This is a genomic window from Pseudomonas fjordensis (genome assembly GCF_976987115.1).
Window position 1 is genome coordinate 5,258,039 of sequence record NZ_OZ336860.1, and the last position, 24,653, is coordinate 5,282,691.

21 protein-coding genes are annotated in these 24,653 nt (G+C 58.3%); 15 read left to right on the forward strand and 6 right to left on the reverse strand.

Features of this window, described 5'->3' with window-relative positions; translation table 11 throughout:
- The first annotated feature begins 1 nt into the window (after nucleotide 1).
- Complete coding sequence (locus ACWHXD_RS23980) at nucleotides 2-4,957, forward strand: hemagglutinin repeat-containing protein (protein WP_138762285.1); 4,956 nt, start codon at nucleotides 2-4, stop codon at nucleotides 4,955-4,957.
- A gap of 144 nt (nucleotides 4,958-5,101) precedes the next feature.
- On the opposite strand, the gene ACWHXD_RS23985 is transcribed toward ACWHXD_RS23980, so the two are convergent.
- The 6 genes from ACWHXD_RS23985 to leuA form a co-directional block, all read right to left on the reverse strand.
- A complete protein-coding gene (locus ACWHXD_RS23985; protein WP_032895524.1) occupies nucleotides 5,102-5,563 on the reverse strand; it encodes an SRPBCC family protein in 462 nt (153 codons plus the stop codon).
- Between the two features lie 86 nt (nucleotides 5,564-5,649).
- The gene (locus tag ACWHXD_RS23990) at nucleotides 5,650-7,197 is read right to left on the reverse strand and encodes an MDR family MFS transporter (RefSeq protein ID WP_138762284.1); all 1,548 of its coding nucleotides are present in this window, start codon (nucleotides 7,195-7,197) and stop codon (nucleotides 5,650-5,652) included.
- Nucleotides 7,190-8,341 carry an HlyD family secretion protein gene (locus ACWHXD_RS23995; RefSeq protein ID WP_138762283.1) on the reverse strand — a complete coding sequence of 384 codons (1,152 nt, stop codon included), beginning with the start codon at nucleotides 8,339-8,341 and terminating at the stop codon, nucleotides 7,190-7,192. The genes ACWHXD_RS23990 and ACWHXD_RS23995 overlap by 8 nt, the downstream gene beginning before the upstream one ends.
- Nucleotides 8,338-9,819, reverse strand: a complete 1,482-nt coding sequence (locus tag ACWHXD_RS24000) for an efflux transporter outer membrane subunit (protein WP_138762282.1) — start codon at nucleotides 9,817-9,819, stop codon at nucleotides 8,338-8,340. The genes ACWHXD_RS23995 and ACWHXD_RS24000 overlap by 4 nt, the downstream gene beginning before the upstream one ends.
- A gap of 242 nt (nucleotides 9,820-10,061) precedes the next feature.
- Nucleotides 10,062-10,802 carry an AraC family transcriptional regulator gene (locus tag ACWHXD_RS24005; protein ID WP_138762281.1) on the reverse strand — a complete coding sequence of 247 codons (741 nt, stop codon included), beginning with the start codon at nucleotides 10,800-10,802 and terminating at the stop codon, nucleotides 10,062-10,064.
- Nucleotide 10,803: 1 nt separating this feature from the next.
- Nucleotides 10,804-12,498, reverse strand: coding sequence for a 2-isopropylmalate synthase (gene leuA / locus ACWHXD_RS24010; RefSeq protein ID WP_138762280.1), 1,695 nt, complete (start codon nucleotides 12,496-12,498; stop codon nucleotides 10,804-10,806).
- Between the two features lie 784 nt (nucleotides 12,499-13,282).
- Here leuA and ACWHXD_RS24015 point away from each other — a divergent pair.
- The 14 genes from ACWHXD_RS24015 (at nucleotide 13,283) to ACWHXD_RS24080 (ending at nucleotide 24,653) form a co-directional block, all read left to right on the forward strand.
- The gene (locus ACWHXD_RS24015) at nucleotides 13,283-14,143 is read left to right on the forward strand and encodes a ParA family protein (RefSeq protein ID WP_008437313.1); all 861 of its coding nucleotides are present in this window, start codon (nucleotides 13,283-13,285) and stop codon (nucleotides 14,141-14,143) included.
- 1 nt (nucleotide 14,144) lies between these two features.
- Nucleotides 14,145-14,903: a hypothetical protein gene (locus tag ACWHXD_RS24020; protein WP_008437314.1), complete on the forward strand. Its 759-nt coding sequence runs from the start codon at nucleotides 14,145-14,147 to the stop codon at nucleotides 14,901-14,903.
- The gene (locus ACWHXD_RS24025) at nucleotides 14,900-15,601 is read left to right on the forward strand and encodes a DUF2786 domain-containing protein (RefSeq protein ID WP_008437315.1); all 702 of its coding nucleotides are present in this window, start codon (nucleotides 14,900-14,902) and stop codon (nucleotides 15,599-15,601) included. The genes ACWHXD_RS24020 and ACWHXD_RS24025 overlap by 4 nt, the downstream gene beginning before the upstream one ends.
- Nucleotides 15,598-16,317 (forward strand): HNH endonuclease signature motif containing protein, encoded by a 720-nt coding sequence (locus ACWHXD_RS24030; RefSeq protein ID WP_020301295.1) that lies wholly within the window; start codon nucleotides 15,598-15,600, stop codon nucleotides 16,315-16,317. The genes ACWHXD_RS24025 and ACWHXD_RS24030 overlap by 4 nt, the downstream gene beginning before the upstream one ends.
- The gene (locus tag ACWHXD_RS24035; RefSeq protein ID WP_008437317.1) at nucleotides 16,301-16,519 is read left to right on the forward strand and encodes a hypothetical protein; all 219 of its coding nucleotides are present in this window, start codon (nucleotides 16,301-16,303) and stop codon (nucleotides 16,517-16,519) included. The genes ACWHXD_RS24030 and ACWHXD_RS24035 overlap by 17 nt, the downstream gene beginning before the upstream one ends.
- Nucleotides 16,516-17,865, forward strand: a complete 1,350-nt coding sequence (dnaB, locus tag ACWHXD_RS24040; RefSeq protein WP_008437319.1) for a replicative DNA helicase — start codon at nucleotides 16,516-16,518, stop codon at nucleotides 17,863-17,865. Before ACWHXD_RS24035 ends, dnaB begins: the two co-directional genes overlap by 4 nt.
- 180 nt (nucleotides 17,866-18,045) lie before the next feature.
- Nucleotides 18,046-18,567 (forward strand): hypothetical protein, encoded by a 522-nt coding sequence (locus ACWHXD_RS24045; RefSeq protein WP_008437321.1) that lies wholly within the window; start codon nucleotides 18,046-18,048, stop codon nucleotides 18,565-18,567.
- The gene (locus ACWHXD_RS24050) at nucleotides 18,564-18,803 is read left to right on the forward strand and encodes a type II toxin-antitoxin system HicA family toxin (RefSeq protein WP_008437325.1); all 240 of its coding nucleotides are present in this window, start codon (nucleotides 18,564-18,566) and stop codon (nucleotides 18,801-18,803) included. Before ACWHXD_RS24045 ends, ACWHXD_RS24050 begins: the two co-directional genes overlap by 4 nt.
- A complete protein-coding gene (yejK, locus tag ACWHXD_RS24055; RefSeq protein ID WP_008437326.1) occupies nucleotides 18,803-19,804 on the forward strand; it encodes a nucleoid-associated protein YejK in 1,002 nt (333 codons plus the stop codon). Before ACWHXD_RS24050 ends, yejK begins: the two co-directional genes overlap by 1 nt.
- A 33-nt stretch (nucleotides 19,805-19,837) precedes the next feature.
- Nucleotides 19,838-20,074 carry an Arc family DNA-binding protein gene (locus ACWHXD_RS24060; RefSeq protein WP_008437327.1) on the forward strand — a complete coding sequence of 79 codons (237 nt, stop codon included), beginning with the start codon at nucleotides 19,838-19,840 and terminating at the stop codon, nucleotides 20,072-20,074.
- Nucleotides 20,071-21,837, forward strand: coding sequence for a ParB family protein (locus ACWHXD_RS24065; protein ID WP_008437328.1), 1,767 nt, complete (start codon nucleotides 20,071-20,073; stop codon nucleotides 21,835-21,837). Before ACWHXD_RS24060 ends, ACWHXD_RS24065 begins: the two co-directional genes overlap by 4 nt.
- Nucleotides 21,838-21,865: 28 nt before the next feature.
- Complete coding sequence (locus tag ACWHXD_RS24070; RefSeq protein ID WP_008437329.1) at nucleotides 21,866-22,561, forward strand: DUF2857 domain-containing protein; 696 nt, start codon at nucleotides 21,866-21,868, stop codon at nucleotides 22,559-22,561.
- Nucleotides 22,558-23,859: an STY4528 family pathogenicity island replication protein gene (locus ACWHXD_RS24075; protein ID WP_019816979.1), complete on the forward strand. Its 1,302-nt coding sequence runs from the start codon at nucleotides 22,558-22,560 to the stop codon at nucleotides 23,857-23,859. The genes ACWHXD_RS24070 and ACWHXD_RS24075 overlap by 4 nt, the downstream gene beginning before the upstream one ends.
- 203 nt (nucleotides 23,860-24,062) lie before the next feature.
- Nucleotides 24,063-24,653 carry a hypothetical protein gene (locus ACWHXD_RS24080; RefSeq protein WP_124356005.1) on the forward strand — a complete coding sequence of 197 codons (591 nt, stop codon included), beginning with the start codon at nucleotides 24,063-24,065 and terminating at the stop codon, nucleotides 24,651-24,653.

Genomic DNA, 24,653 nt, shown 5'->3' on the forward strand with positions numbered 1-24,653 from the left:
TATGCCGACTACTCCACACAGCTTCCACCTTTCACCCCAGGGCAAACTGCGCTGGGCCATCGCCAGCCTGTTCCTGCTGCCGCAGCTCGCGCTCGCCGCAGGCTTGACCGTCGTCGAAGGGCCTGGCGGCACACCGCAGCTGCAAAACCAGGGCGGTGTACCCATCGTCAACATCGTCGCGCCGAACGCCGGTGGCCTGTCCCATAACCAGTTTTTGGACTACAACGTCGACCGCCAGGGTGTGGTGTTGAACAACGCCTTGCAGGCTGGCCAATCCCAACTCGCCGGGCAGCTGGCGGCCAACCCGCAGTTCCAGGGCCAGGCGGCGAGCGTGATCCTCAACGAAGTGATCAGCCGCAACGCCTCGACCCTCAACGGCGCCCAGGAGATTTTCGGCCAGGCGGCTGATTACGTGCTGGCCAACCCTAACGGCATTTCGGTGAATGGCGGCAGTTTCATCAACACGCCCAATGCCAATCTGGTGGTCGGCCGCCCTGAACTCAACGACGGCAAGCTGCAAGCCTTGAGCACCCGCGATGCCAACGGCCAACTGACAGTGCAAGGCCAGGGCCTGCAAAACCGTGAAGGCTCCATCAACCTGATCGCGCCGCGCATCGACAGCGAAGGTCGCCTTAGCGCTCGCGATCAATTGAACCTCACCGTCGGCCGTAACCAAGTCGATTTCGCCAGCGGGCAAGTGCGCCAGGTGGACCCGGCCAGCAAGACCCAGGACCAACGCATCGACGCGCGCCTGTTCGGCGCCATGCAGGCCGGGCGCATCAACATCATCAGCACCGCCGAAGGCGCCGGTGTGCGCGTGGGTGGCGTGCAGGTGCAAGGCACCGACGGGGTGAAGATCAGTTCGGCGGGCGACCTCGATATCAGCGGCCAGGTGCGTGCCGACAGCCTCGACGCCACCCGCGCTGGCGTGCACAGCCGCCAGGGCGATATCGACTTGCACAGTGCCAAGGATTTGAACCTGGCCGCCACCGACGTCAGCGGGCGCAACGTCAAACTCGACGCCAGCCGCAACCTGACCCTCAGCAGCCTGGAAAGCCGCAAGCTCCAGGAAAAGCGTGAACAGTGGAACAACAGCAACTTCCTGTTCACCTACGAAACCTACGACCGCACCATCACCGACAAAGACTCGCGCCAGCACGGCAACCAGGTCGTGGCGCAACAGGATGCCGCGCTGTCTTCCGGCGCCAACACCGAGATCAAAGCCAGCCATGTGGAAGCGGGCAACACTCTGCGCGTCGACAGCGGCGCCGACCTGGACGTTAACGCCGCCACCGAAACCCATGAAACCCGCGACCAGGGCAACCATCGCAAACACCTGTGGAAAGCCAACTGGGATAAATCCAGCAGCGAACAACGCAGCATCACCAGCAGCCTCAAGGCCGGCAACACGCTGGAGCTGACCAGCCAGCAAAAACTGCAATTGCAAGGCGCCGAGCTGAAAACCCCCGGCGATATTCAACTGGCCGCCCGGCAGGTGGAAATCACCAGCGCCAGCCGCACCCAGAGCAGCCGCGACAACGCCTACTCCGGCGACCTCACCGGCGGCAGCTTCTTCGGCAAGAACGGCGACGGCAACCAGGGCAAGACGTCGAACACCGGCAGCAAGGTCAACGCCGACGGCAAGCTGATCGTCAGGGCCGACGACGTGCGCATCAGCGGCAGCCAGGCCCGTGGCGGCAAGCAGGCCAGTGTCATCAGCGACAAAGGTTCGCTGGTGATCGACGGCGTGCAGGACACCTCCCACGACAACCGCTACAGCAATGACAGCAAGTTCTTCGGCATCTCCAAGGATGAAAGCCGCAAGAACCTCAAGGACAGCACCGTGGTCGCCAGCGACCTGCGCTCGGACAGCAACCTCAAGCTGCAAAGCGCTCAGGACATCCGCGTCAGTGGCTCGCAGGTGTCGGCTGGCGGCGAACTGCAGGCGGATGCCAAAGGCGATATCAAGGTCGTGGCCGCCGAGAACACCACTCACGACACCACCGGCACCCATACGCGTGGCTTCGATGGCTACGCCAAGGAAACCGAGGGTGTCAGCCGCCAGTACCGTGCGGGCCTGAGCTATGAAGACCAGCAGCAAACCCGCAAGACCGACACCACCCAGCAGCAGGCTTCCAGCCTCAAGGGCGGCAGCGTCGTGGTAAAAGCCGGTGGCGATGTGAGCATCCAGGGTTCGGACCTCAAGGCAACCGCAGGCGATGCCACCGTCAGCGGCAAAAACGTCGAGCTGTTGGCTGCCCACGACAAGCGCACCGAAGCAGTCGACAAAACCACCACCGGCGGCAGTTTCTACTACACCGGCGGCATTGATCGGGCAGGCAGTGGCGCTCAGTTCAGCCACCAGAGCAGCCAAGACACCGCTGAAAAAACCACCGCGCAAACCAGCACCGTGGCCGCGACCGGCAAGCTGACCATCAACGCTGGCAATACCTTCACCAGCGAGGGTGCACAGGCCAAGGCCGGCGCCGAGCTGCAGGTCAACGCTGGCCAGATTAACAACCAGGCCGCCCATTCCACCGAGACCAGCACCCACAAGGAAAACGGCTGGACCGCCGACGTCGGCGCCAATGTCGAATACCGGGGCATTACCCGCCCGATCGAAAAAGCCGTCGAGGGCGTGGCCCAGGCCAAGTTCCATCAGCCCGGTTTGCTGGATGCGTTCGAGCAACCCAATGTCGGCCTGGATGTGGAAGTCGGGCACACGAACAAAACCGGCACTACGCAAGACAGCACCGCCGTGGTCAGCCAGTTCAGTGGCGCCACGGTGCAGGTCAATGCAGTCGGCAAATTGCAGGACGAGGGCACCCAGTACCGCGCCACCGAGGGCGGGCTGAACATCAAGGCCGGCGAGCACCTTGCCACGGCAGCGGCCAACACCCACAGCAGCAGCGAGCAAAGCGTGGACGCCAAGGCTGGCGTGCGGGTCTACACCACCACCGGTGAAGACGTGAACGTGCGCGGCAGCGGCCTGGGCGGCAGCAGCGATGTGCGCGAATCCACCAGCACAGCAGTAGTCGGTAGCTATGTGGCCAGCCAAGGCGTGAGCATCGAGGCCAAGGGCGATGCCCGTTATGAAGGCAGCCAGTTCGACGGCGGCCAGGCTGGTGTGAACCTCAAGACCGGCGGTGAGCTGGCGCTCAACCAGGCCACCGACACCCAGAGCAAAAACAGCAGCACGCTGCGCGGCAACGGCTCACTGACGGTGGGCACCGCACCCGGCGCCAATGGCAGCAACGTCAACCTCGGTGCCGGTGTGCAGCTGGATAACAAGCGCCTGGACACCCAGGACAGCCAGGCCCGTGTCGCCACGATTCAGGGCAGCGGCCCCGTGCAGCTCAGCAGTGGCGCTGACATGACCCTGCAAGGCACGCAGATCGGCAGCACGGGCGCAAAGGCTGGCGATATCAGCCTCAATGCCGGCGGCAAGCTGAACCTGCAAGCCGCCACCGACAGCCACGTCAGCAATGGCAGCAACCTGGGCGGCGGCCTGACCCTCGGCGCCGGCAAGACCAGCAGCGCCGAAAGCAGCAGCAAGACCGGCAGCCTCAGCGCCAACTTCAACATTGGCAAAGTGGCAGAAAACGACCAGAGCGCCGTCGTCGGGCAGTTGCACAGCAGCGGCAAGGTCAGCCTCGCCAGCGGCGCTGAGGCAACCGATGCCATCCACTTGCAGGGCACTCAGGTCAGCGCAGCCAGCGTTAGCCTGGATGCGCAAAACGGCGGCATCCTGCAAGAGTCCGCGCAATCGACCCAAACCCATAACAACTGGGGCGTGACCCTGGGCGCAGGCGGCAGCGTCGGCAAAACCACCCTGGCCGACGCTGGTGAACATGAGACACCCAAGACCCAGCGCGGCATCAATGCGCGGGCCAAGGTCGATGTAGATCACCTGCAAGGCACCACTCAGCACAACAGCCTGATCACGGCGGGTGACGTCACTCTCAATAGTGCCGGCGATACCCATCTGGCCGGAGCGCGTATCGACGCCGACAAGGTGAGCGGCACGGTGGGCGGCGACCTCGTCGTCGAAAGCCGCAAGGACCACGTCAACAGCACCCAGGTGAATGTCGACGCCAGGCTGGATGTCGAGAAGAACCAGCCGGGGGTGGTCGATAAACTGGCCAAAACCACCGGCCCGCTCAAGGACAAGGTACAAGCCAAGGCCGAAGGCGCGTTCGACAAGCATCGCGACAAGCTGGAGAACGTCGTCGACAAGGGCGCCGGGCACCTGGCTTCGGCCAAGGACAGCGTGGTCAACAGCGTGGTCAATGCCAAGGAACGCCTGGGCGAAAAACTCACCCGCAGTGGCAGCTACGACGTGAACCCAGAACCCCGTGGCGCCTTCGGCACTCGCGTGGACAAGGCCAAGGCTTACCTGGCAGACAAGACCGATGCCCTGGGCACGCGCCTGTCTGGCTTCAAGGATAAGGTCTGGCCAAAAACCAGCGACAGCTACACCGTCAGTGGCAAAGACACCACCGGCAGCACGGTGGCCAATACTGCCGAGAACGTGTTGTTCGGTGACAAGAGCGGCAACACCAGCTACACGCCGACCTTGTACCTGGATGTCAGCCATGTGGTCAAAGACAGCGTCACCCAGGCGTCAGGCATTCGCGCAAGCCAGGGCGTCAACCTGCAGGTCAAGGGTGACACGCAGCTCACGGGCGCGCGGATCAGTGCGCCCAATGGCAAGGTCGAGCTGGGTGGCTCCAAGGTGACTGCAACCACACTGGCCGGCAGCGACTACCGTGCCGATGTCGGGCTGAACGTTTCGAAGTCACCGGTCAACCTGGCCCTGGGTGCCAAGGACGAACTGACCCAGAAACACGACGACGCCACGCGCAAGGACCAAGCCTTCAACCTGGGCCCGCTGCGCGCGGGTGGGCACAGTGAAAGCCAGGCCTTGCAGGCGGGCATTGATCAGGCCATCAACTAAAAGGTAATCCCCACCCCACTGTAGGAGCGAGCTTGCTCGCGAAGAACGTCAACGATGACGCCGGCATGCTTGGAGTACGCGGCGCCCTCAGGTTTTTCGCGAGCAAGCTCGCTCCTACACCTAGGCACATTTTCAGTGTGTCAGTCAGTTGAAGAGTGCCTGTAGGTTCTTCATCGCATCATCGGCAAAGCCTTGCAGGAAGGCTTCGAACGCCGGTACGTCCTCCTGGCTGCCCGCGTAGGGCTGGCCAATGATCGTCCAGGTCGCCAGGCTCTGGGTCGGGCCTTGTGGCACCACCTCCATCAGCGCCCACAGGTTGCCAATGTTCAGTGAGGTGTAAATCAGTGACCAGGTCATGGTCATGGCTTGGTCGTCATGGCTGTTGAGTTGTTCCATCACCACATTGCCGTCCTTGAACAACTTCTTGCGTACCGAACGCACACCCTCGCCGGTCATTTCGATATGGGACAACGCTGGAATAAACTTCGCAAAACCAGCGAAATCGCCGACCACATTCCACACACTGCGAGCATCGCCGTTCACGCTGACGCTGGCGACGACAGGGTTACCCACCGGGTTACGGACCAGGGTATCGGGTTGTTGCATGAGAGCGCTCCTTTTTTCCGGGGGGCGGATAGTGGGCTCCTACACAACGCAGTGGGCTGTACACATTCAACACCTGCTTGGCGTGGTTATGCGTTTTTGGCTGACTGCCGTAATGCCAGGGCCGCGACACCGCACACGATCAACGCGACACAGGCCACGTAGAACGCATCGCTGTAGGCCATCAGGTACGCCTCGCGCCGCACGGTGTGGATCAAGCCGTCGATCACCTGCTGTTGAGCGGGTAAGAGCTGGTTGAAGATGAAAGCCTCGCTGTCGGCCATGCTGGCGCGCAGGCGTTCCTGCAAGGACGGGGAAAACAGCGTGATCGACTCCCCTACCCGCTCAGAATGAAAGCGCTCGCGCATGGCCACGATCTGCGTCAGACCTGCCGTGCCCACGGCGCCCCCTAGGTTACGCAGCATGGAGAACAAGGCCGAGGCCGATCCGGCTTCATCTTTGGCCAGGCCAGACACCGCCAGCACGGAAAGCGCCACCATGATCAGCGGCTGCCCGATGCCCCGTACCACGGTGGATGGAATAATCACGTTGGCGGCACTGTCCACGTCCAGGTGCGCGCCGAGGTAGCACCCCAGGGCCATGATGAAAAAGCCGCTGGCGACCATCAGTTTCGGGTTGAGCCACTTCATCAGGCGCGGCATGAACGGCGCCAGTACCAGTTGCACCATGCCGTAGGCGATCAGGCTGATGCCAATCTCCCGGGCGTTGTAGCCCTGCAATTGGGACAGGTAATTGGGCACCAGGAACACCAGGCCGAAGGTGGCCCCGCCGAAGATAAACATCGCTGCGCTGGCCACGCCGAAGTTGTAGCTCTTGAGCAGGCGCAGGTTGATGAAGGAGCGACTGCCATACAACTGCGACAGCACGAAGTACACCAGGGCAACGCCGGCAATCAGTGACATCCACACGATGAAATCGGAGCCGAACCAGTCCTTGCGGCCGCCTTCTTCCAGCACGATCTGCAAGCCACCCAGGCCGACGATCATGGCGACGATTCCGCCCCAGTCGCCGCGCTTGAGCAGGCTTAGTTGCATGGGTTTGGCATCGATGGACCATGCCACCGCCAGCAGCAAAAGAATGCCGGGGGCCAGTTGCAGGTAAAAGATCCAGCGCCAGGAATAGGCATCGGTCAGCCAGCCGCCAATGGACGGCCCGGCGGCCTGGGCGACGCTGTTGGACAGCGCGAACAAGGCCATGCCCATCGCGATTTTGCTGGGCGGCAGCTCGGTGATGATCAACTGGAATGACAAGGGGATCAGCACTGCGCCGGCAGCGCCCTGGATCACCCGAATGATGATCATCACTTGCAGGTTGGGTGCCCAGGAGCAGGCAATCGACGCCACCAGAAACACAAACGAGCCGACGAGCATCACACGCCGCAGAGAGAACACCTGCACCAACCAGGCGGTGAGCGGAATCATCACGATTTCCGCGACCAGGTAGGCGGTGGAAATCCACGAACCTTCCTCGAACGTCGCCCCCAGGGAGCCTTCGATCTCCGGCAGCGCGGCGCTGGTCACGTGTACGTTCATGCCGGCCATGAAACAGCCGAACAGCCCACCGATCACCGCCACCCAGGCGCGAAAGGAGACGCTCTTTTCCGCCGCTTCAGTCATGGGCAGCGCCCCGCTCAACCGGGCGGGTGTCCACCGTGGTGATGACCGACATGCCCGGCAGGATAGGTCCGCCTTCGTCATGCTCATCAATGGCGATCTTCACTGGAAAGCGTTGCACGATCTTGGTGAAGTTGCCGGTGGCGTTATCCGACGGCAACAGTGCGAACACCGCCCCGGAACCCGGCGAAAAACTCACCACATGGCCTTTAAGCTTGCGCCCCGAATAACTGTCGACGCTGATATCCACCGGTTGGCCGGCACGCATATCGCGCAATTGGGTTTCCTTGTAGTTGGCCACGACGTAAGCCTGCTGCAAAGGCACCACCGCCAGCAGCGGCAACCCTGGCGCGACGTATTGACGGGTGCGTACTTTGCGCTGCCCCACTACGCCGTCGATGGGCGAGCGGATCAAGGTATCTTCCAGGGCATGCGTCGCCAGGTTCAACTGCGCCTCGGCCTGGCTGCGCCGGGCTATCTGCTGCTGGAGCGAAGCCTGGGCCAATTGACGGCGGGTGACGGCCACGGTCAAGCGGGTTTCCTGCTGAAGTTGCATCGCCTTGGCAATCTCCACCGCAGCATTGGCCTGGGTGTAACTGGCGGCGGCCGTTTCCAAGCGCTGGGCGCTAGCGGCGTGTTCGCGCACCAAGCCTTCGTAGCGGCGCTGATCCAGGCTCGCACGGCGCAATTCGGCGGCCACGCTGCGGGCGTGAGCCTCAGCCTGGGCAACCCCGGCCTTTTGCTGAGCGATCAGGCTGTCAGTGACTTTCAAGTTGGCCTCTTGCGCTGCCACCGAGGCCTGGGTCTCGGCCAATTCTGCGCGGGCTTGTGCCAAGCGGGCCTGGTAGTCACGGTCCTCGATGCGCACCAGCACATCCCCTGCCTTGACCGGCTGATCGTCCTCTACCATCACCTCGGCCACATAGCCTGAGACCTTCGGGCTGATGGGAATCCAGTCGGCCCGCACATAAGCATCATCGGTCTGCTCCAGGTAGCGGCCGACCGTCATCCAGTACAGGCCGAACACCACCGCCGCGATCAACAACCCAGCGCCGCCCAGGATGAACAGATGCCTTTTGCGGCGTGAGTTGCGCGCAGGCACCTGCTCATCTTGGACAGCAGTTTTTTCATCAACGGCGATATTCATGGCTGGGTACCGGAAAAAGGGGTGTAAGCGTGGGTGGGCGCTGAAGGCTGCCAACCACCGCCAAGGGCACGAAACAGACTGATCTGGCGTTGCAGCAATTGACCATCGGCGTCGGCCCGCGTGGCCTGCAAACGGATCAGCTCACGCTCGCTGTCCAGCACGTCGAGAAAGTCGATAGCCCCCGCCTCATAGTTGAATTGGGCCAATGTGTAAGCCTGGCGGCTGCTCTCCAGCGCCTGGCTCAGGGCCGCGTGGCGCTGGCGTTCGCCGTCGTATAACGCCAGGGCCTGGCGCACCTCCTTGAGGGCCTTGAGCACGCTGGCCTCGAACTGCGCCACCTCCACCTGCTCAAGCGCTCGCGCCTGTTTGACCCGCGCACGGTTGGCCTGCCAATTGGGGAACTGCCAGGTGATCAGTGGGCCGATGCCGAACATCAGCGCGCTGCTGTCGCCCAGTTCATGGGGCTTGTTGGCCGAGGAAGACACGGAAGCGCCGAAGGTGACCTTGGGGTACAGGTCGGCCTGCACGATATCCACTTGCAGCGTGGCCGCCTGCAATGCGCGCTCGGCCTGACGGATGTCGGGGCGGCGCGCCAATAATTGCCAGCCATCGCCCACCGGTAACTCGGCATTGAGTTGTGGCACCACTTCACACGTCGCGGCGCCAGAGTCCTGTTCAAGATCAGCGACGCCGGTCAGCATGGCCAATTCGTAGAGCGCGGCTTGCCGACGCGCCTCGAGCATCGGCAGCAACGCCTGGGTTTCGCCTTGCAGGGCTTGCATGCGGCTGTATTCAAGGTCTGTCACCACACCGGCCTGGCGCTGGCGATCGGTCAACGCCAGGCTATGCCTGACCACTTCCAGCGAGTGGCGCTGGACCTTGGCACGCGCACCCAAGGCGCAGGCATTTACATAAGCGCGAGTGGTTTGTGCCGCGACCGTGATGCGCAGCAGGTCTTCGGCATCCTGCGCCGCCGCGGCTTGCACCTGAGCCCGTTCAATGGTGCGCTGAACCTGGCCCCAGACATCCACTTGATAAGCCAGCTCGAAGCCCGGGTTGAATGCCCACTCTGACGGCGCATGGCTATCGGTAGCCTTGGCCAGGGTCTGGTCATCGGCGGTCTTGCCGTAAGCGGCACCCACTGACGCCTGGGTGGACGGCCAGCGCTCGGCATCGGCCTGCAGGATGCCGGCCAGCATCGCCTGCACATGGGCCTGGGCCGCTGCCAGGTCGCGGTTGTGCAGCAACGCCTTTTGCACCAGCGCATCAAGGTTCGGATCGTTATACAACTGCCACCAGCGTTCAGGTAATGCTTGGGCCGAGACACCTTGGGGGAGGTGGCTGAGGGCATTGATGCGTTCCGGATGGGGCTGTGCCGGTGTATGGGCGACCCAGGACGAACATCCCGCCAACAACGCCACCGCAACGCCGAGCAGCGAGAGACGGCCATGCCGTGGGAAAAAAGAAGGCGAACCCATCGAAAAAATCCAGAATGCCAAGTAGAGACGCAGGGTAAAAGCGCAACGGGGTGCGAATCTCCCGAGTTCTGGACAACCGTCGTTTTGATTGGGACAAGGTGGGACGGCGCTGCTGAATCGCGCGTCGAACTCGTTCAGAAATGTGGGAGCGGGCTTGCCCGCGAAGGCGATGTGTCAGTCGGTGCATCTGTTACTGCACTAACGCTTTCGCAGGCAAGCCAGCTCCCACAACCGCTGTGAATTTAGACCAGGCGGCAGTGACTCGGCGTGTAACCCATGGTGCGCTTGAACATCGCGGTAAATGCACTCGGGCTTTGGTAACCGTGCTCCAATGCCACCTCCAGGATGGAGGCACCACTGGCCAGCCGCTGCATGCTGAGCAGCAGTCGCGTGCGCTTGCGCCACTCGCCGTAACTCATGCCCAGCTCTTTCTGGAACAGCCGCGCCAGGGTGCGCGAACTCATATTGAGTTGCACCGCCCAACTCTCCAGTTTCGACTCCTGAGACGGGTTGTCGATGAAGTCCGCACACAGTGACTTGAGCCTCGGCTCGTCCGGTATCGGCACGTGAGCCAGCACCCTTTGCGCACGGTCAAGTTCCGAGAAAATCAGCTCGACAATCTGTACGTGACGCAACGACGCCGGCTGGGTGTCAGGCTCATCGCCCGCCGCCACAATCAACTCGCGCAGCAAGGGTGAAACCCTGATGACCTCGCATTCCTCCGTCAAACGACGGTGCGCTCCCGGCGAGATCAACAAGGTGCGCATGCGCACCTCCCCGGTCATACGGATCTGATGCTCCAACCCTGAAGGCACCCACAGCGCATGCCCGGAAGGTACCACCCAGGTGGTCTCCTCCACCGACACAAGCATCACACCGTTGATGGCGTAGACCAGTTGACCTTCGTCATGTCGATGCGAGGCCACTATGTCACCGTGGCCATAATTACCGGCAAGTGCCGCCAATGCGGTATGCGCGTTCATCTCAGGACGGCACCGCAGCATTCACCACGCTGAGCAGCCCCAGGCGCGATGCGCGATTGACCGCACTGGTGACCGCTTTGAGGGAAGCGAGCAGGCTACTGCCATCGCGAGCGGCGCCGAACAGCAACTGGTTGCCCACGCGAATTTCCACATAGGCCAACGCCTCAGCCTGGGCACCGTCACGGGTGGCATGTTCGTGGTAATCGGCGATATCAAAATGAATGCCACGCTGGGCAAACGCATCGACCAGTGCCGCCAGCGGGCCGTTGCCCTCGCCACTCAAGTCGATGCGCTGCATACCTTGTTCAAGGGTGGCCTCCAGATAAGTCACATCGCCCTCGCTCACCAGTTTGGGGGCTCGTAACGCGTAAGGCTTGCCCTGCTCCAGGTAATGCCGGGTGAAGCAGGCAAGGATCATCTCGCCACTGATTTCCTGGCCGGAGCCATCGGCCTCCTGTTGTACCAGGCTGCTGAACTCCATCTGCAAGCGACGCGGCATCACAATGCCGTGCTGCTCCAACAGATAAGCCACGCCCCCCTTGCCCGACTGGCTGTTCACGCGAATCACCGCTTCATAGCTACGGCCCATATCGGCAGGATCGATAGGCAGGTACGGCACTTCCCACATGCCCTGGGGGTTGGCCTGGCGCGCCGCAAAACCTTTCTTGATCGCGTCCTGGTGCGAGCCGGAGAATGCGGTAAACACCAACTCACCGGCGTAAGGGTGACGAGGATGGGTCGGTAACTGATTGCAGAACTCCACCTCACGCTGGACGTGCAGGATGTCGGAGAAATCCAACTGCGGATCGATGCCGCTGGTGTAGAGGTTCATCGCCAACGTGAGGATATCTACGTTGCCGGTACGCTCACCGTTGCCGAACAACGTGCCCTCGACACGCTCGGCACCGGCCAGGCACGCCTGCTCCGCGGTGGAAACCCCAGTGCCACGATCATTGTGCGGATGCACGCTGATGACCACACTGTCACGGCGACTGAAATGCCGGCAGAACCATTCGATCTGGTCGGCGAAGACGTTAGCGGTAGACACCTCCACAGTGGTGGGCAGATTCAGGATCATCTTGTTGCTGGGGGTCGGCCCGAACGTATCCGTTACCGCCTCACACACCTGCAGTGCAAAATCCAGCTCGGTGAAGCAAAAGGTTTCCGGGGAATACTGGAACGTCCACTGCGTATCGGGGTTCGCGTCCATGTGCTGCTTGATCTCCCGAGTTGCCTGGGTAGCAATCTCGATGCAGCCCGCCTTGTCCACATTGAAGACAACGTCCCGGAACACCGGCGCCGTCGCATTGTAAACATGCACGATGGCGCGAGGCGCTCCCTTCAACGCCTCAAACGTGCGTTCGATGAGGTGGCTGCGCGCCTGGGTCATGACCTGAATCGTCACATCATCAGGAATCGCACCGCTTTCAATCAGCTCACGGACATAGTCAAAGTCGGTCTGCGAAGCGGCAGGAAAGCCCACCTCGATTTCCTTGAAACCGACCTTCACCAGCAAGTCGAAAAAACGCCGCTTGCGCTCGGCATTCATCGGCTCGATCAACGCCTGGTTGCCGTCACGCATATCCACACTGCACCAGGTGGGAGCGGCAGCCTGGACAGTACCAGGCCATGTGCGATCCGGCAGGTCGACCGTGGTGAAGTGGCGATATTTGCGGGAAGGGTCCTTGAGCATCATGGCGTTTCTCCTTTTTCAGCAGTTTGTTTGTGTCAGACACACCGTCAGCAATGCCGGCTGATTGGATCCAATACTAAACGAACATAGTTTGATACAAATTGCGTTGTTGAGTTGGTGGAGTGAAAAAACCCAAAGAAAAATCCAAATCGCTGGGAAAAAACTAAAAATTATTGCGCAAAGACATAAAAACCGACAATAAAAGACCTAAAACCAGGAGTTATCGGCAAAATCAGTAGAAAAAAACCCTATCGCTTGGATGAACGGCTGAGGGAGCCAGTGAAAACATTTTTGACGGGCAAAAAAAACCGAGAGCCTTACTTGTGTAAGGCGCTCGGATTTTCTGAACACACTAGATTCGATACCTGTGGGTTCCGCTCAGGACGGGACAGGGTTAGCAGCTATCACCGTGGATCAAGGACGGTCTTTTATTTTTCTTTATTCATATCAGCCGATTAGCTCCGCTGCTTTTGTCTTGTTCTCTCTTTCAAAGGTACTGACAGGACCTTTTTTGGAGAACAGAGGGAATCTGAGCAAGGGATGACTCAGCGTCGACTCGGACCTGCCAAATGACAGGCAAAAAAAAACCCGGAAATCCTCACTTACGTGGGCCTTCCGGATTTTCTAAACCGCCAAAAATGGTGGGTCGTGTGGGATTCGAACCTACGACCAATTGGTTAAAAGACAATTGGTTTTAGTGCTTCATAGCCCAGGATCGTGTTCGCTACACATAGCTGTTTCCGTGGCCTCGCAGCCTCTAATGAACCCACATTAGAGGCTCCAAACCATGAAAATCTCTGCGGTCGTTTCGACCAAAGGCGGCGTAGGCAAAACTACCATCGAGGCCAACCTCGGCGCTTTTTGTGCGGATGCAGGCCTGCGCGTGCTCATGATCGACCTAGATCCTGCACAGCCTTCGCTCTCCTCGTATTACCAATTGGTCGATGAAGCTCAAGGAGGCATCTACGACCTGCTGGCATTCAATATCACCGAATCAGCCAAGATCATATCCAGCACCACGATACCAAACCTGTCGCTTGTCATTTCCAACGACATCAACAACCAACTGAACAGCCTGATCCTGCAAGCACCTGACGGACGGTTGCGACTCGCCAACCTGATGCCGGGCTTCAAAGATCATTTCGACCTGGTACTGATTGACACCCAAGGCGCCAGGTCGGCAATGCTCGAAATGGTGGTCCTAGCCTCTGATTTGGTCATATCCCCACTTCCGCCCAATATGCTCGCTGCACGGGAGTTCAGCCGGGGATCCATGCAGATGCTGGACGGCCTGCGCGCCTATGGGCGCCTGGGCATGAAAATCCCTCCTGTGCGGATCGTCGTCAACAATCTCGACCAAACCACCGACGCGCAAATGATCGAGCAGTCGGTACGGGAAATTTTCCAGGACAATGACGAAATCAACGTTCTGGAATGCGTCGTCCCCTCCGCAGTGGTGTTTCGTAACAGTTCATCCCTGGGCGTCCCAGTACACCGCTTGGAATACAGACAGCCTTCCAACCGCATATCCCCTGCAGCCCTTGTCGTGATCCGCCAATTGGCCATTGAGCTTTTTCCAGAATGGCGTGACCGCTTCGAGGCCATGACCGAGGAAAAGGTAGCTAACTTGGTGAGGGAGGGTCGTTGAAATGGCGAAGCCCTCCATTACCGACGCCCGCAGTATTACTGCAAACCTCATCCTAGAGGTTGGCAAGTACTACAGCGCTCAGCAATTGCGCAGCTTGCAAGCCAAGCTCAGTGGAACCGCACGAGAAATCCGAGCCCTGACAAGCGGTTACCAATTACCCGGTCGGATTGGCGCTCAGTTGAGCGTTGACCAGCTTCAGCTTTTGCAGGACGCCGCGAAGCTTATCGAGTCAGTGAACTCGAACATTAAGCACGCGAAGGAAAAGCGCGGCCGCGACGAAAACCAAGCCAAACGCCGTCAGCAAAGTCGATATGCCGAAGCCAAACGCCTGGTAGCTGAAACATATTTAGAACCCTTTGCTCCTGAGCCAACGGCTTTGGACCCTCTTCTAGATATTCTTAAAACAGCGCTGACGCTTAATCGAGCAGACGTTTTCAGGAATGGTTATTCCCCTAGGGAGTTCAATCTCAGGCTCCGTGATTACCTGTCGCCTGCCAGAACTCGAAAGCTCATTGGCTGGACCAGCCCAAGTGCTTTTTGGATAAGCACGGTTCTCTCTCTTCGTAATGACGTTGTGCAAGCTGTTGAGCAAGAGATTGCTTACGACGATGGGTCAAGTGTTCAAGACCGCCTTGATGCCCTGAAACAGAAGGTTGCGGACTGCCTTGCCCGGACTCACCTCTCTGCTGATGAGGAAGAAACACTTCGCCTGTGGTCAGAGGCGCTCTCCCCCCGCCTCCAACAGGAAGGGGGTGAATGATGGACAAGCAAAAAGTCCTCAGCAAGGTCGCCAAACTCATGGCGCTGGCCAAGTCACAAGGCGCTGCCCCAAACGAAGTGGAAATTGCACTTCGTCAAGCTCGCCATTTGATGAATCAGTACAACTTGGAACACACCGAAGTCGCTGCCCATACAATCGAAGAATCCATTGTGGGTACCAAAACCCGTCGGGCACCGCAGGATTGGCTGCACAACCTGGCCTCAATCTGTTCCCAAGCCTTCGATTGCAGCCACTTGGCGTATTTCAATCCGCTACTTGGCTGGTCCTTCAAGTTCTTGGGGAAAGGTATTTCACCCGATCTGGCAGCTCACACCTATTCAACGCTGCATCACCAGCTTGTCGCAGCCCGACGAGCTCATGTTGCCCAGCAGAAGCGCTGCCAACTGAAAACCAAACGTCACCGCGGCCAACTGTTTGCCGAGGGCTGGCTCAATGCCGTCGCCTCTAAGGTGAACCAGTTTGCAGGTGGGATAGACGAAAACACTGCGCTGGAGATCCAAGCCTACCTGGAATGGCATCATCCAAAACTAACGCTAGCCATTATCAAGCCCATCGAAGCCAAAGGTCATGACACCCGCTCTTTGCAAGCGGGATGGGACCAGGGCAAGCATGCCAGGCTGCATCGTGGTGTCGGACAGCAGTCACAAGGAGCCCTTGGGCATGGAGGGAGCCAATGAGAACTCATTCGCTTTCACCTTTGGCCATGGCGGCGCTGGAACAAGCCAGATCCCAACTTGGGCTTGCCCCGGTTCACAAACACCATGTTTGGAGTGAGGCAGAAGAGCGCTCGCTCATTGCCCGCTATCCCAATGAACCGACTCAGGTCCTAGCCGCCGAATTGGGGCTCAGCGTCTATCAGGTCTATGCCAAAGCCAAACGGCTGGGCTTGAGCAAAAGCGCCGAGTTTCTTCGCAGTAGTCTCTGTGGCCGGCTTGACGGCAAGTTGGGCGCAGAATTCCGCTTTCCCAAGGGATCCGTCCCATGGAATAAGGGCCTTAAGGGGCTCCCCTCCTCTGGCCGTATGACTCAGACGCAGTTTAAGGCCGGCAATAAACCGGGGAACTGGCTGCCTATTGGCAGCCTGCGCACAACTCCTGACGGTTATCAGCAGAAGAAAATCACCGATACCGGTTACCCACCCGTTGACTGGAAAGCCGTGCATGTACTGCTTTGGGAGGAGCATCACGGACCAGTCCCTATAAACATGTGCGTGTGCTTCAAGGACGGCAACAAGGCCCATATAGCCCTGAATAACCTGGAGTTGCTGACGAGAGCAGAACGTATGCGTCGGAACACCATTCATCGGTATCCGGAAGAGCTGAAATCCGCAATACGCGCTATCGGCAAACTCAAACGCACCATCCGGGAGGTTGAACATGAAGAACAAGATTGAAGATCTACGTAATCACCTGTTCGTCGCGATCGAGAGCCTCCTGGACCCAGAAAGACCAATGGAAATCGAACGGGCCAAAGCGGTTGCCGAGGTTGCTCAGGTCATGATCAATTCAGCGAAGGTTGAAGTCGACATGGTCAAAGCCCTGGGGGCACGCAACGGGAGTGGTTTTCTTCAGATAGGCCAGGAGTCTGGGAAATGAATCACCTTGACCTCTCACCTCCCTACTCCGTAGAGGCTGAACAAGGTGTGTTAGGTGGGCTACTGCTCGACAACAACACCTGGGATCTCGTCGCAGACAAACTGGATGCCTCTGATTTTTTCCGACACGACCATCGGTTGCTGTTCCGGACAATGGCAAGCCTTGCTGACAAGTCCATTCCGTTCGACATCGTCACCGTCCACAACGCGTTGGAGGAGCCAGACGAAGCCGGAGGGCTGAGCTATCTGGGCGAGCTGGCCAAAAACACGCCGTCTGTAGCCAACATCGAGCATTACGCATCCATCGTGCGTAATCGCTCTCGGCTCAGACAGCTCATGTCCCTTGGATACCAATGCTCTCGCGAGGCGACAGACCCGTTGGCAAGTGCGGAGGATGTTCAAGAATCAATTGAACAGCAACTGTTCGCTCTGGGTGAAGGCAAGAGCGCAACGGAATTCGTCAATATCAACCAATGCCTGACGAACGTCGTCGAACAAATAGACGAACATTTCAACGGCAATATCACCGTGACCGGCCTGCCTTCAGGCCTGGAGGACCTGGACGAGCTGACGTCGGGTTTTCAAGAAGCCGACCTGATCATCCTCGGCGCGCGCCCGTCTATGGGGAAGACCTCTCTGGCCTTGAACTTCATAGATACGGCTCTGCAGGCAAAGCTTGATCGTACAGTTCAGGTTTTCAGCATGGAAATGCCGGCCAAAGCACTGATGTATCGATTGATGGGCATCCTAGGCCATATCGATCTGGGCAGGCTATTGAAGGGCAAGCTCGATGATGATGATTGGCCGAAGCTGACTGCAGCGGTTTCTCGTATTAATGGCTATGGAGAGCGGCTGGTCATCGACGACTCATCAGCGCTCACGCCTGCAGTAATCAGAGCTAAATCTCGTCGAGCAGCTCGTCGCTTCGGACACCCGAGCTTGATCCTGATCGATTACCTGCAGCTCATGCGCTGCCCAGGTCAGGAAAACAGGGCCAACGAGATCAGCGCTATATCCCAGTCCCTCAAGGCCCTAGCGAAAGAGATGAATTGCCCGGTGGTTGCGCTTTCCCAGCTCAACCGAGAACTGGAGCGACGGCCAAATAAGCGTCCGATCAACGCAGACCTGCGTGATAGCGGTGCGATTGAACAGGACGCGGACCTGATTATGTTCGTCTACCGGGACGAGGTGTACCACCCTCAGAGCGAACACAAAGGCATTGCAGAAATCATTCTCGGCAAGGCGCGTAACGGCCCAACTGGGACCGTACGAACAGCCTTCATCGCCAATCAGACCCGGTTTGCCAACCTCAGTCCCAACGCCGGCTGGCAAGGGGCTCAACTATGAAAAAGCACACCTCAGCGATGAATACTCTCGTACGCATCACTCACTGGTGCCTTCAATGCGATAGCCACCACCCGAAACATCAAGTGAGTGGCGCTCCAGCCTTACCCGGCGGTGAAGTGGACGAGCTTATTTGCCCTACTTGCAATAGCTATGACATCGAGGAGCTTCAGGAGGTGTCGGATGCACAGTAGCGCCGAGCTATTTCCTAGTATCCATGCCGGTGCCGTGTTCGAAGCCTCTGCTGTGGCTCATGCCCATAAATCTGGGATCAACCCGGTGGAGCTCGACGCATTAGCTCAAGCGATCGGCCGCCTTGCTCGTGACCACAGCACCGTGGTCCCAATGAGCATGCGTGAGGATCTGTTGGAGTTTGAGAAGCTCGGCTACGTCGAGCTGACCAACACGCCCAGCGCAACAATTACCGTTGAACTGCTCTGTGCGGGCGCCTTGCTATCCAGCTACTTCTGGTCGGTTTGGGTGCCCCGCTACCTCCAGTGCTGCTCGCTGAAAGTGGCCGTCATGTCTCACCTGCAACACCCCGCGGAAGTTCAGCACTGCAGCGTGGTGTTCCGCGTGCCTGGAGCACGTGAGGCTACGCGTCACTTTTTGCATGAGCTCGGTACCAAGTTTCCTGGCGATCAGGCTGAAATCATCGCGATCCAGACCGGTAACGTTCTGGCAGACAGGGATGCAGAGCTATGACCACCAATCTCCTACGCGGAAAAAGCGAGAGCCTTCGTGTACTCGTGAAGTTTGCTGAAGCGAATGGCTGGACGGTGTCTCGCACTCAAGGTGGCCATATCAAGTTCACGAAATCTGGCCTTGGATCGATTTACACCTCATCAACCGCAAGCGATTACCGCTCAGGCCTCAACGCCAAAGCCCGTATTCGTCGTGCTGATCGAGCTCAAACCCTACACTCGCAGGAGGCAATCTAATGCCTATCCGTCATTGCATCGTCCACCTGATCGACAAAAAACCCGATGGCACACCTGCTGTTCTCCAGGCACGCGATTCGGAGCTATCCGAATCGGTCGCCATCGAGAACATGCTTGCCGACCTCAACGAGAGCTATAACGCCAAACAAGGCAAGGCCTGGGGTTTCTTCCATGCCGAGTCCGGCGCGCACCCGTTTAGCGGCTGGTTAAAGCAGTACTTTGAAGGTGACCAGGACTTCACCGCCTTCAGCCACACGGCGGTCGAGCATCTGCAAAAGCTGATGGAAGAGTCCAACCTCTCCACCGGTGGCCACGTACTGTTTGCCCATTACCAGCAAGGCATGACCGACTACCTAACTGTCGCCCTGCTCCACCACAGTGAAGGCGTGGTGGTTACTGACGATCTGGACGTCACTCCTTCACGCCACCTGGACGTTGGCCAGTTGCACCTGGCAGCGCGTATCAACTTGTCCGAGTGGCAGAACAACAAGCAATCCAAGCAGTACATCTCGTACATCAAAGGCAAAAACGGTAAGAAGATCTCGGGGTATTTCAGCGACTTCATTGGCTGCATGGAAGGCGTCGACGGCCCGGGCGAAACCCGCGCCCTCCTCAAGGCGTTCAGCGACTTCGTTGAAAACGAAGACCTGCCAGACGAATCGGCCCGCGAGAAAACCAAGGCCCTGGTGGACTACGCCACCAGCCAGGCCAAGCTCGGTGAACCCATGGGCCTGGAGGAACTGTCAGGCTTGATCGATGAAGATCGCCCCAAGGCGTTCTACGACCATATCCGCAATAAGGACTACGGCCTGTCGCCGGAAATCCCCCTGGATAAACGCACTCTCAACCAATTCCGTCGGTTCACCGGCCGTGCCGAAGGCTTGTCCATCAGTTTTGAAGCGCATCTGCTAGGGGACAAGATCGAGTACGACGAGGCGTCCAATTCATTAGTCATCAAGGGGTTACCTACCCAACTCACTGATCAGTTGAAACGTCGCTGAACACACTTTCTACCCTAGGCATCGGAGCCCACCATGAGTAACAAACCACAGCGTCTGCATGAAGAAAAATTCGTTATTCGCCTGCCCGACGGGATGCGCGAACGCATCGCGTTGGAAGCACGTGAAAACGCCAGGTCGATGAACTCAGAAATTGTTTATCGGCTGGAGACAACTGCCGAACTTGAAGCTGCTCTGGATCGTGCTTTGAAAATCATTGACCAGCTTTTGGCGGCAAGCCCGGCTTATGAGCAGCCAGGAGCCAGAGTATGAAAGCGTCTTTGGCCCAAACCATGAAAGATAAGCTGTTGCTGCCGGCGTTTGAATCGAAGTCGCCGGTGGCAGCGCGAATGAGCGACCCCATCGTCGATACCCCCATGCTGTTGACTCTCGACGAAACGCTGCCGTATGACGAAAACCCAAGGACGACTCGTAACCCGAAGTACGATGAAATTAAAGAGTCGATACGAAATCGGGGACTCGATACGCCACCTCCCGTCACTCGTAAACCTGGGGAAGATAAGTACCGGATCCGCAACGGCGGCAACACTCGCCTGGCAATTTTAAACGAGTTGTATCGTGAGACCGGCGACGAGAAGTACTTCAAGTTTCACTGCCTATTTCGACCCTGGGACGCCGTTCGGGGCGAAATCATCTCGCTCACCGGCCACTTGGCTGAAAACGACCTCCAAGGCCAGCTCCTGTTCATTGAGCGGGCTATTGGGGTCGACAAAGCGAGAGCGCTGTATGAAACAGAGGCAGGGGAGTCTATCTCATTACGTGAGCTTTCACGGCGGCTGTCAGCGGATGGCTACCCGGTCTCCGCGTCTCACTTGAGTCGTATGCACGACACCATTCGGTACTTACTGCCAGCAATTCCAGGCGCGCTGTACTCTGGACTGGGAGTAGACAGAATCATAAAGCTTCTGTCTTTGCGCAAAACAGCTCTTCAGTGCTGGGATCGCAATTATCAAGAGCAGGAGCAGCACCTTGATTTCGATACGCTTTTCCAAGATGTACTGTCCCAGTTTGAGGGCGACGCTGAAGAATTTCTATTCCAGCGATTTCAGGACGAACTGATAGATCACCTTAAAAAGCCGCTGAACCTCGGCTACGAGCAAATACTGTTGGAAATCACTCAGAACCAGGACCAATTGCGCCGGTCTACGCCGGTTCTTGAGCTGCCACAGTACCCTGCATCGCAATTTGAGGGGGGGACTCAACTTAACGTTTCGAACAATGGCATTGAGGCTAATCAGAACCCTCTACAACTACCCCCTACTACTTCGGGGGGCAGCACACATAAGACGACGCCCTCCAAAGAGAGTCCTTCACCTCAAGGGGTGCAACAGCAACTGGCCCCAACTCCGCAGGAGCAAATGAGCCCACAAGAGCGCCAAGCACGTATCGATGGGCACGTTGCGAGCCCTGTGAAGACTTCTCCCAGAGTCGACAAGATGAAACGGGAGCTCGCTGCGCTTGACGGTGAGGTCTTGCCCGACTTCGCCTCCAATGCCTTGGTGGCCATCCCTGTTCAAGCTGGCGGACTCAATCCCATTTCTGACCTTTGGTACATCGAACGCGAAATAGACAATACCGCGACCCTGCGTCAGCACATCGCTCAATTGGCTCGCGAAATAGCCAGCTCGGTCAAAGCCCCAGGTCAATTTATCGATATCGATGGTGGCGTCGGGTTCAGCTACCGACACCCCGAAGCGGAAGTCGAAATTACTGCCACAGCCCAACATACCTTGACGCTGCTCCAGTCTTTGAGCGGCTCGATGGCCATCGTACTGAAAATGATTCAGCAGCAACCCAAGCTTCAAATCGACGCGTTGGCTGACTTTGAGTTCGCAGCCGGACTGGGCCAGATCTTACTGGGCCAGCCTCACACAAAAGATCAGCCCCCTGAAAGTGAATGCCGTCTCAGCGACGGCGCTCTAGTGAAGCTGTTCCGCATTATTCGTCTCGCAAGACGTTTGATTGACCTGGAAATCCAGTCAGTCGCCAACAACGGTCCGAATTCAGCCAGTTAACACACGGACTCTACAAGGGGGAGTCGTCATGTCCAAGACACCAATAAATGAAGCAATCCTGTCACAGGTGCTTCATCACATGCGTAATGGCCAACTTCGGCGCTGCATCGAAATGGGCCTGGAGCCAGAGATATTGGCTCAGCTCCAACAACCTTCAGTACTGAGCTTGCTGCTTAACACTCCCGTGTCTTGGTGCAACGTCACCATTGATGGGGACATGGTAAAAAAACTACTGTCAGGCGCGCAGCGTTCTGATGAAGAAGTGCGCATGATTGAACGTGCGCTGCGACTTGGCGCGACCACTCAAATGCTGCAACAGTTCTTCGGGCTGTCTCCGCAGGATGTGGCCCTTCAACGCCTAATGATCGGCGTGACGGCACGTCGTGGCCGTTGGCGCGAATTCAGTGAGGAGATGGACGCTCAGCTTTGGTACCGATGGACGCACCTAATGCAAGAGCATCAGGTAGAGCTTGGCGACAGTCTCGCGTTGCTGGACATCGCCATGTTGGTCGCCGAGGAACTCAATGCTCCACAGGATACTAGCCCAGATGAGACCCACGAAAACCTCAGCCTGGCCATCATCTGGCATCGCATTCAGTCCTGGATAAAGGAAGGGCTTTACCCTCCTGCAAACCCTGGCCTTCCGAGAAGGCTACAGCTTGTGTCTTCTCAACGACTTGCACAGCCTGCAGCGACATCGGTGGAAGGTGACTCTGTATTATGAGGTTGTCTCGGCTTCCCTTGTCGACGCTTTTAGACTCGGCCTCGGGTCACCTTGAAGCTCATTTGCTTCAGAAAAAAGAGTCGGCGCCTCCGGGGATTGAAGGGTCTTCCCCCTACTCCGGAATTATTTTCAGCGGGAACCCACACGAAACGGTTCCTCGCCGATTGCTTTTGGATGATCGCTTAACCCCGCTTGAAAGAAACACCTGGCAGGTATTTCGCCTACTGATCAATGACGACGGCCTTACGGCGTTCCCTACCTATGACCAACTGCGGCCATATTTGGGTATGCAACCCGGTAGGCCTGCCTCGCGTGAAACTGTATCAAAAGCATTAGTGACCTTACGTCTCACCCGTTGGCTTAGCCTGGGGCGACGGGTGCGCAATGATCTGAGTGGACAAGTGCAAGGCAACGTCTACCTGCTTCACGACGAACCGGTCACACCGGCCGAAGCTATAGAGTTCGACAAGGACTACTTGCAGCTACTCGCGCAGTCAATGCAGCACCAGACCAAGGTGATTCGCGAAGTGGCAGAAATTGCCTGGAAGGAATTTGCAGCTGATCCTGATGTTGGCCAACGCTTACCTAGCAGGCTGGACATCATCGAATCCCGCATGAATAGCCAGGCCTGGACCAAAGCGCAGGCTCCAGTCGTTCTTAAAGCGACTGAGTTCGGAATCCGAACTCAGCAAAATATAGCTCTATCTCCACTGAGTTCGGATACCGAACTCAGTGAAAAAGGCGAAGAGCGAATCGCTTTGGAGCAGAGTTCGGATGCCGAACTCAGCCGTAAATCACTGAGTTCGGACTTAGTTCGGCATCCGAACTCATATAGTACGTATACAGATACACACAAAGATGTTTGTAAAAGCTCTGTACATGTACCGCCCACACCAAACGACATCGCTGCCGATTTGCTCGGTGCACTGCATCGACTACCGGTCGAGCAAAAACAGAACGCGGTCCTGGCGCTGCAAAAGGTTCCAGCAGAGTTGAAAACCGCGCTCATCAAACAATGGGTCCACCGCTGTGACTCGGGAGGGGTCCGAAACCCGCTTGGATACTTAATGACGCTCGTCGGCATGGCCGTTCGCGGCGATTTCAACAGCCAATGGAACCCTGACGACAAGGCAAAAGCGAGCCCCGAGCGTCAAGACGCTTCAGCCCCGCCAGAGGGCGCAGAGCAGCCGACGAAGACGCTAACGCAGACGCGTAGCCCTGAGTCGATACAAACCGCAAAACACACACTCAGCGGAATGCTGCATCTGCTGAAGCCTAATCGGGGTACACATCCATGATGTCAGGTGGACAACCAGAATATCGTGGTAACGCGGCCCAGAGCGAAGCGGTCGTGACCGGAATCTGTGCCAGCTACACAGCAAGTGTTGCGGCCCGCAACACCCTGACAGGAACCGAAATACGCCGCGGCCGCCACGCAAGTGACTCGGCCCAAATCACTTGCCCAGGATCCGGCATTCGTGCCAGCGACACGGCAAGTGTTGTGGCCCACAACACCCTGACAGCATCCGGCACCGGAGGTGGCCGCCATATAAGTGGTGCGGCCCGCACCACCTTGGCAGGATCCGGCATCCGTGCCGGCGACATGGCAAGTGTTGTGGCCCACAACACCCTGACAGCATCCGGCACCGGAGGTGGCCGCCATATAAGTGGTGCGGCCCGCACCACCTTGGCAGGATCCGGCATCCGTGCCGGCGACACGGCAAGTGTTGTGGCCCACAACACCCTGACAGCATCCGGCACCGGAGGTGGCAGCCATATAAGTGGTGCGGCCCGCACCACCTTGGCAGGATCCGGCATCCGTGCCGGCGACATGGCAAGTGTTGTGGCCCACAACACCCTGACAGCATCCGGCACCGGAGGTGGCAGCCATATAAGTGGTGCGGCCCGCACCACCTTGGCAGGATCCGGCATCCGTGCCGGCGACATGGCAAGTGTTGTGGCCCACAACACCCTGACAGCATCCGGCACCGGAGGTGGCCGCCACGCAAGGGATTCGGTCCGCACCGGCGAGTTTCAGCTCTTCCTATATAGAAGCCTCAACAAATCCCCTTCCATCGGGCTACGTATTTAA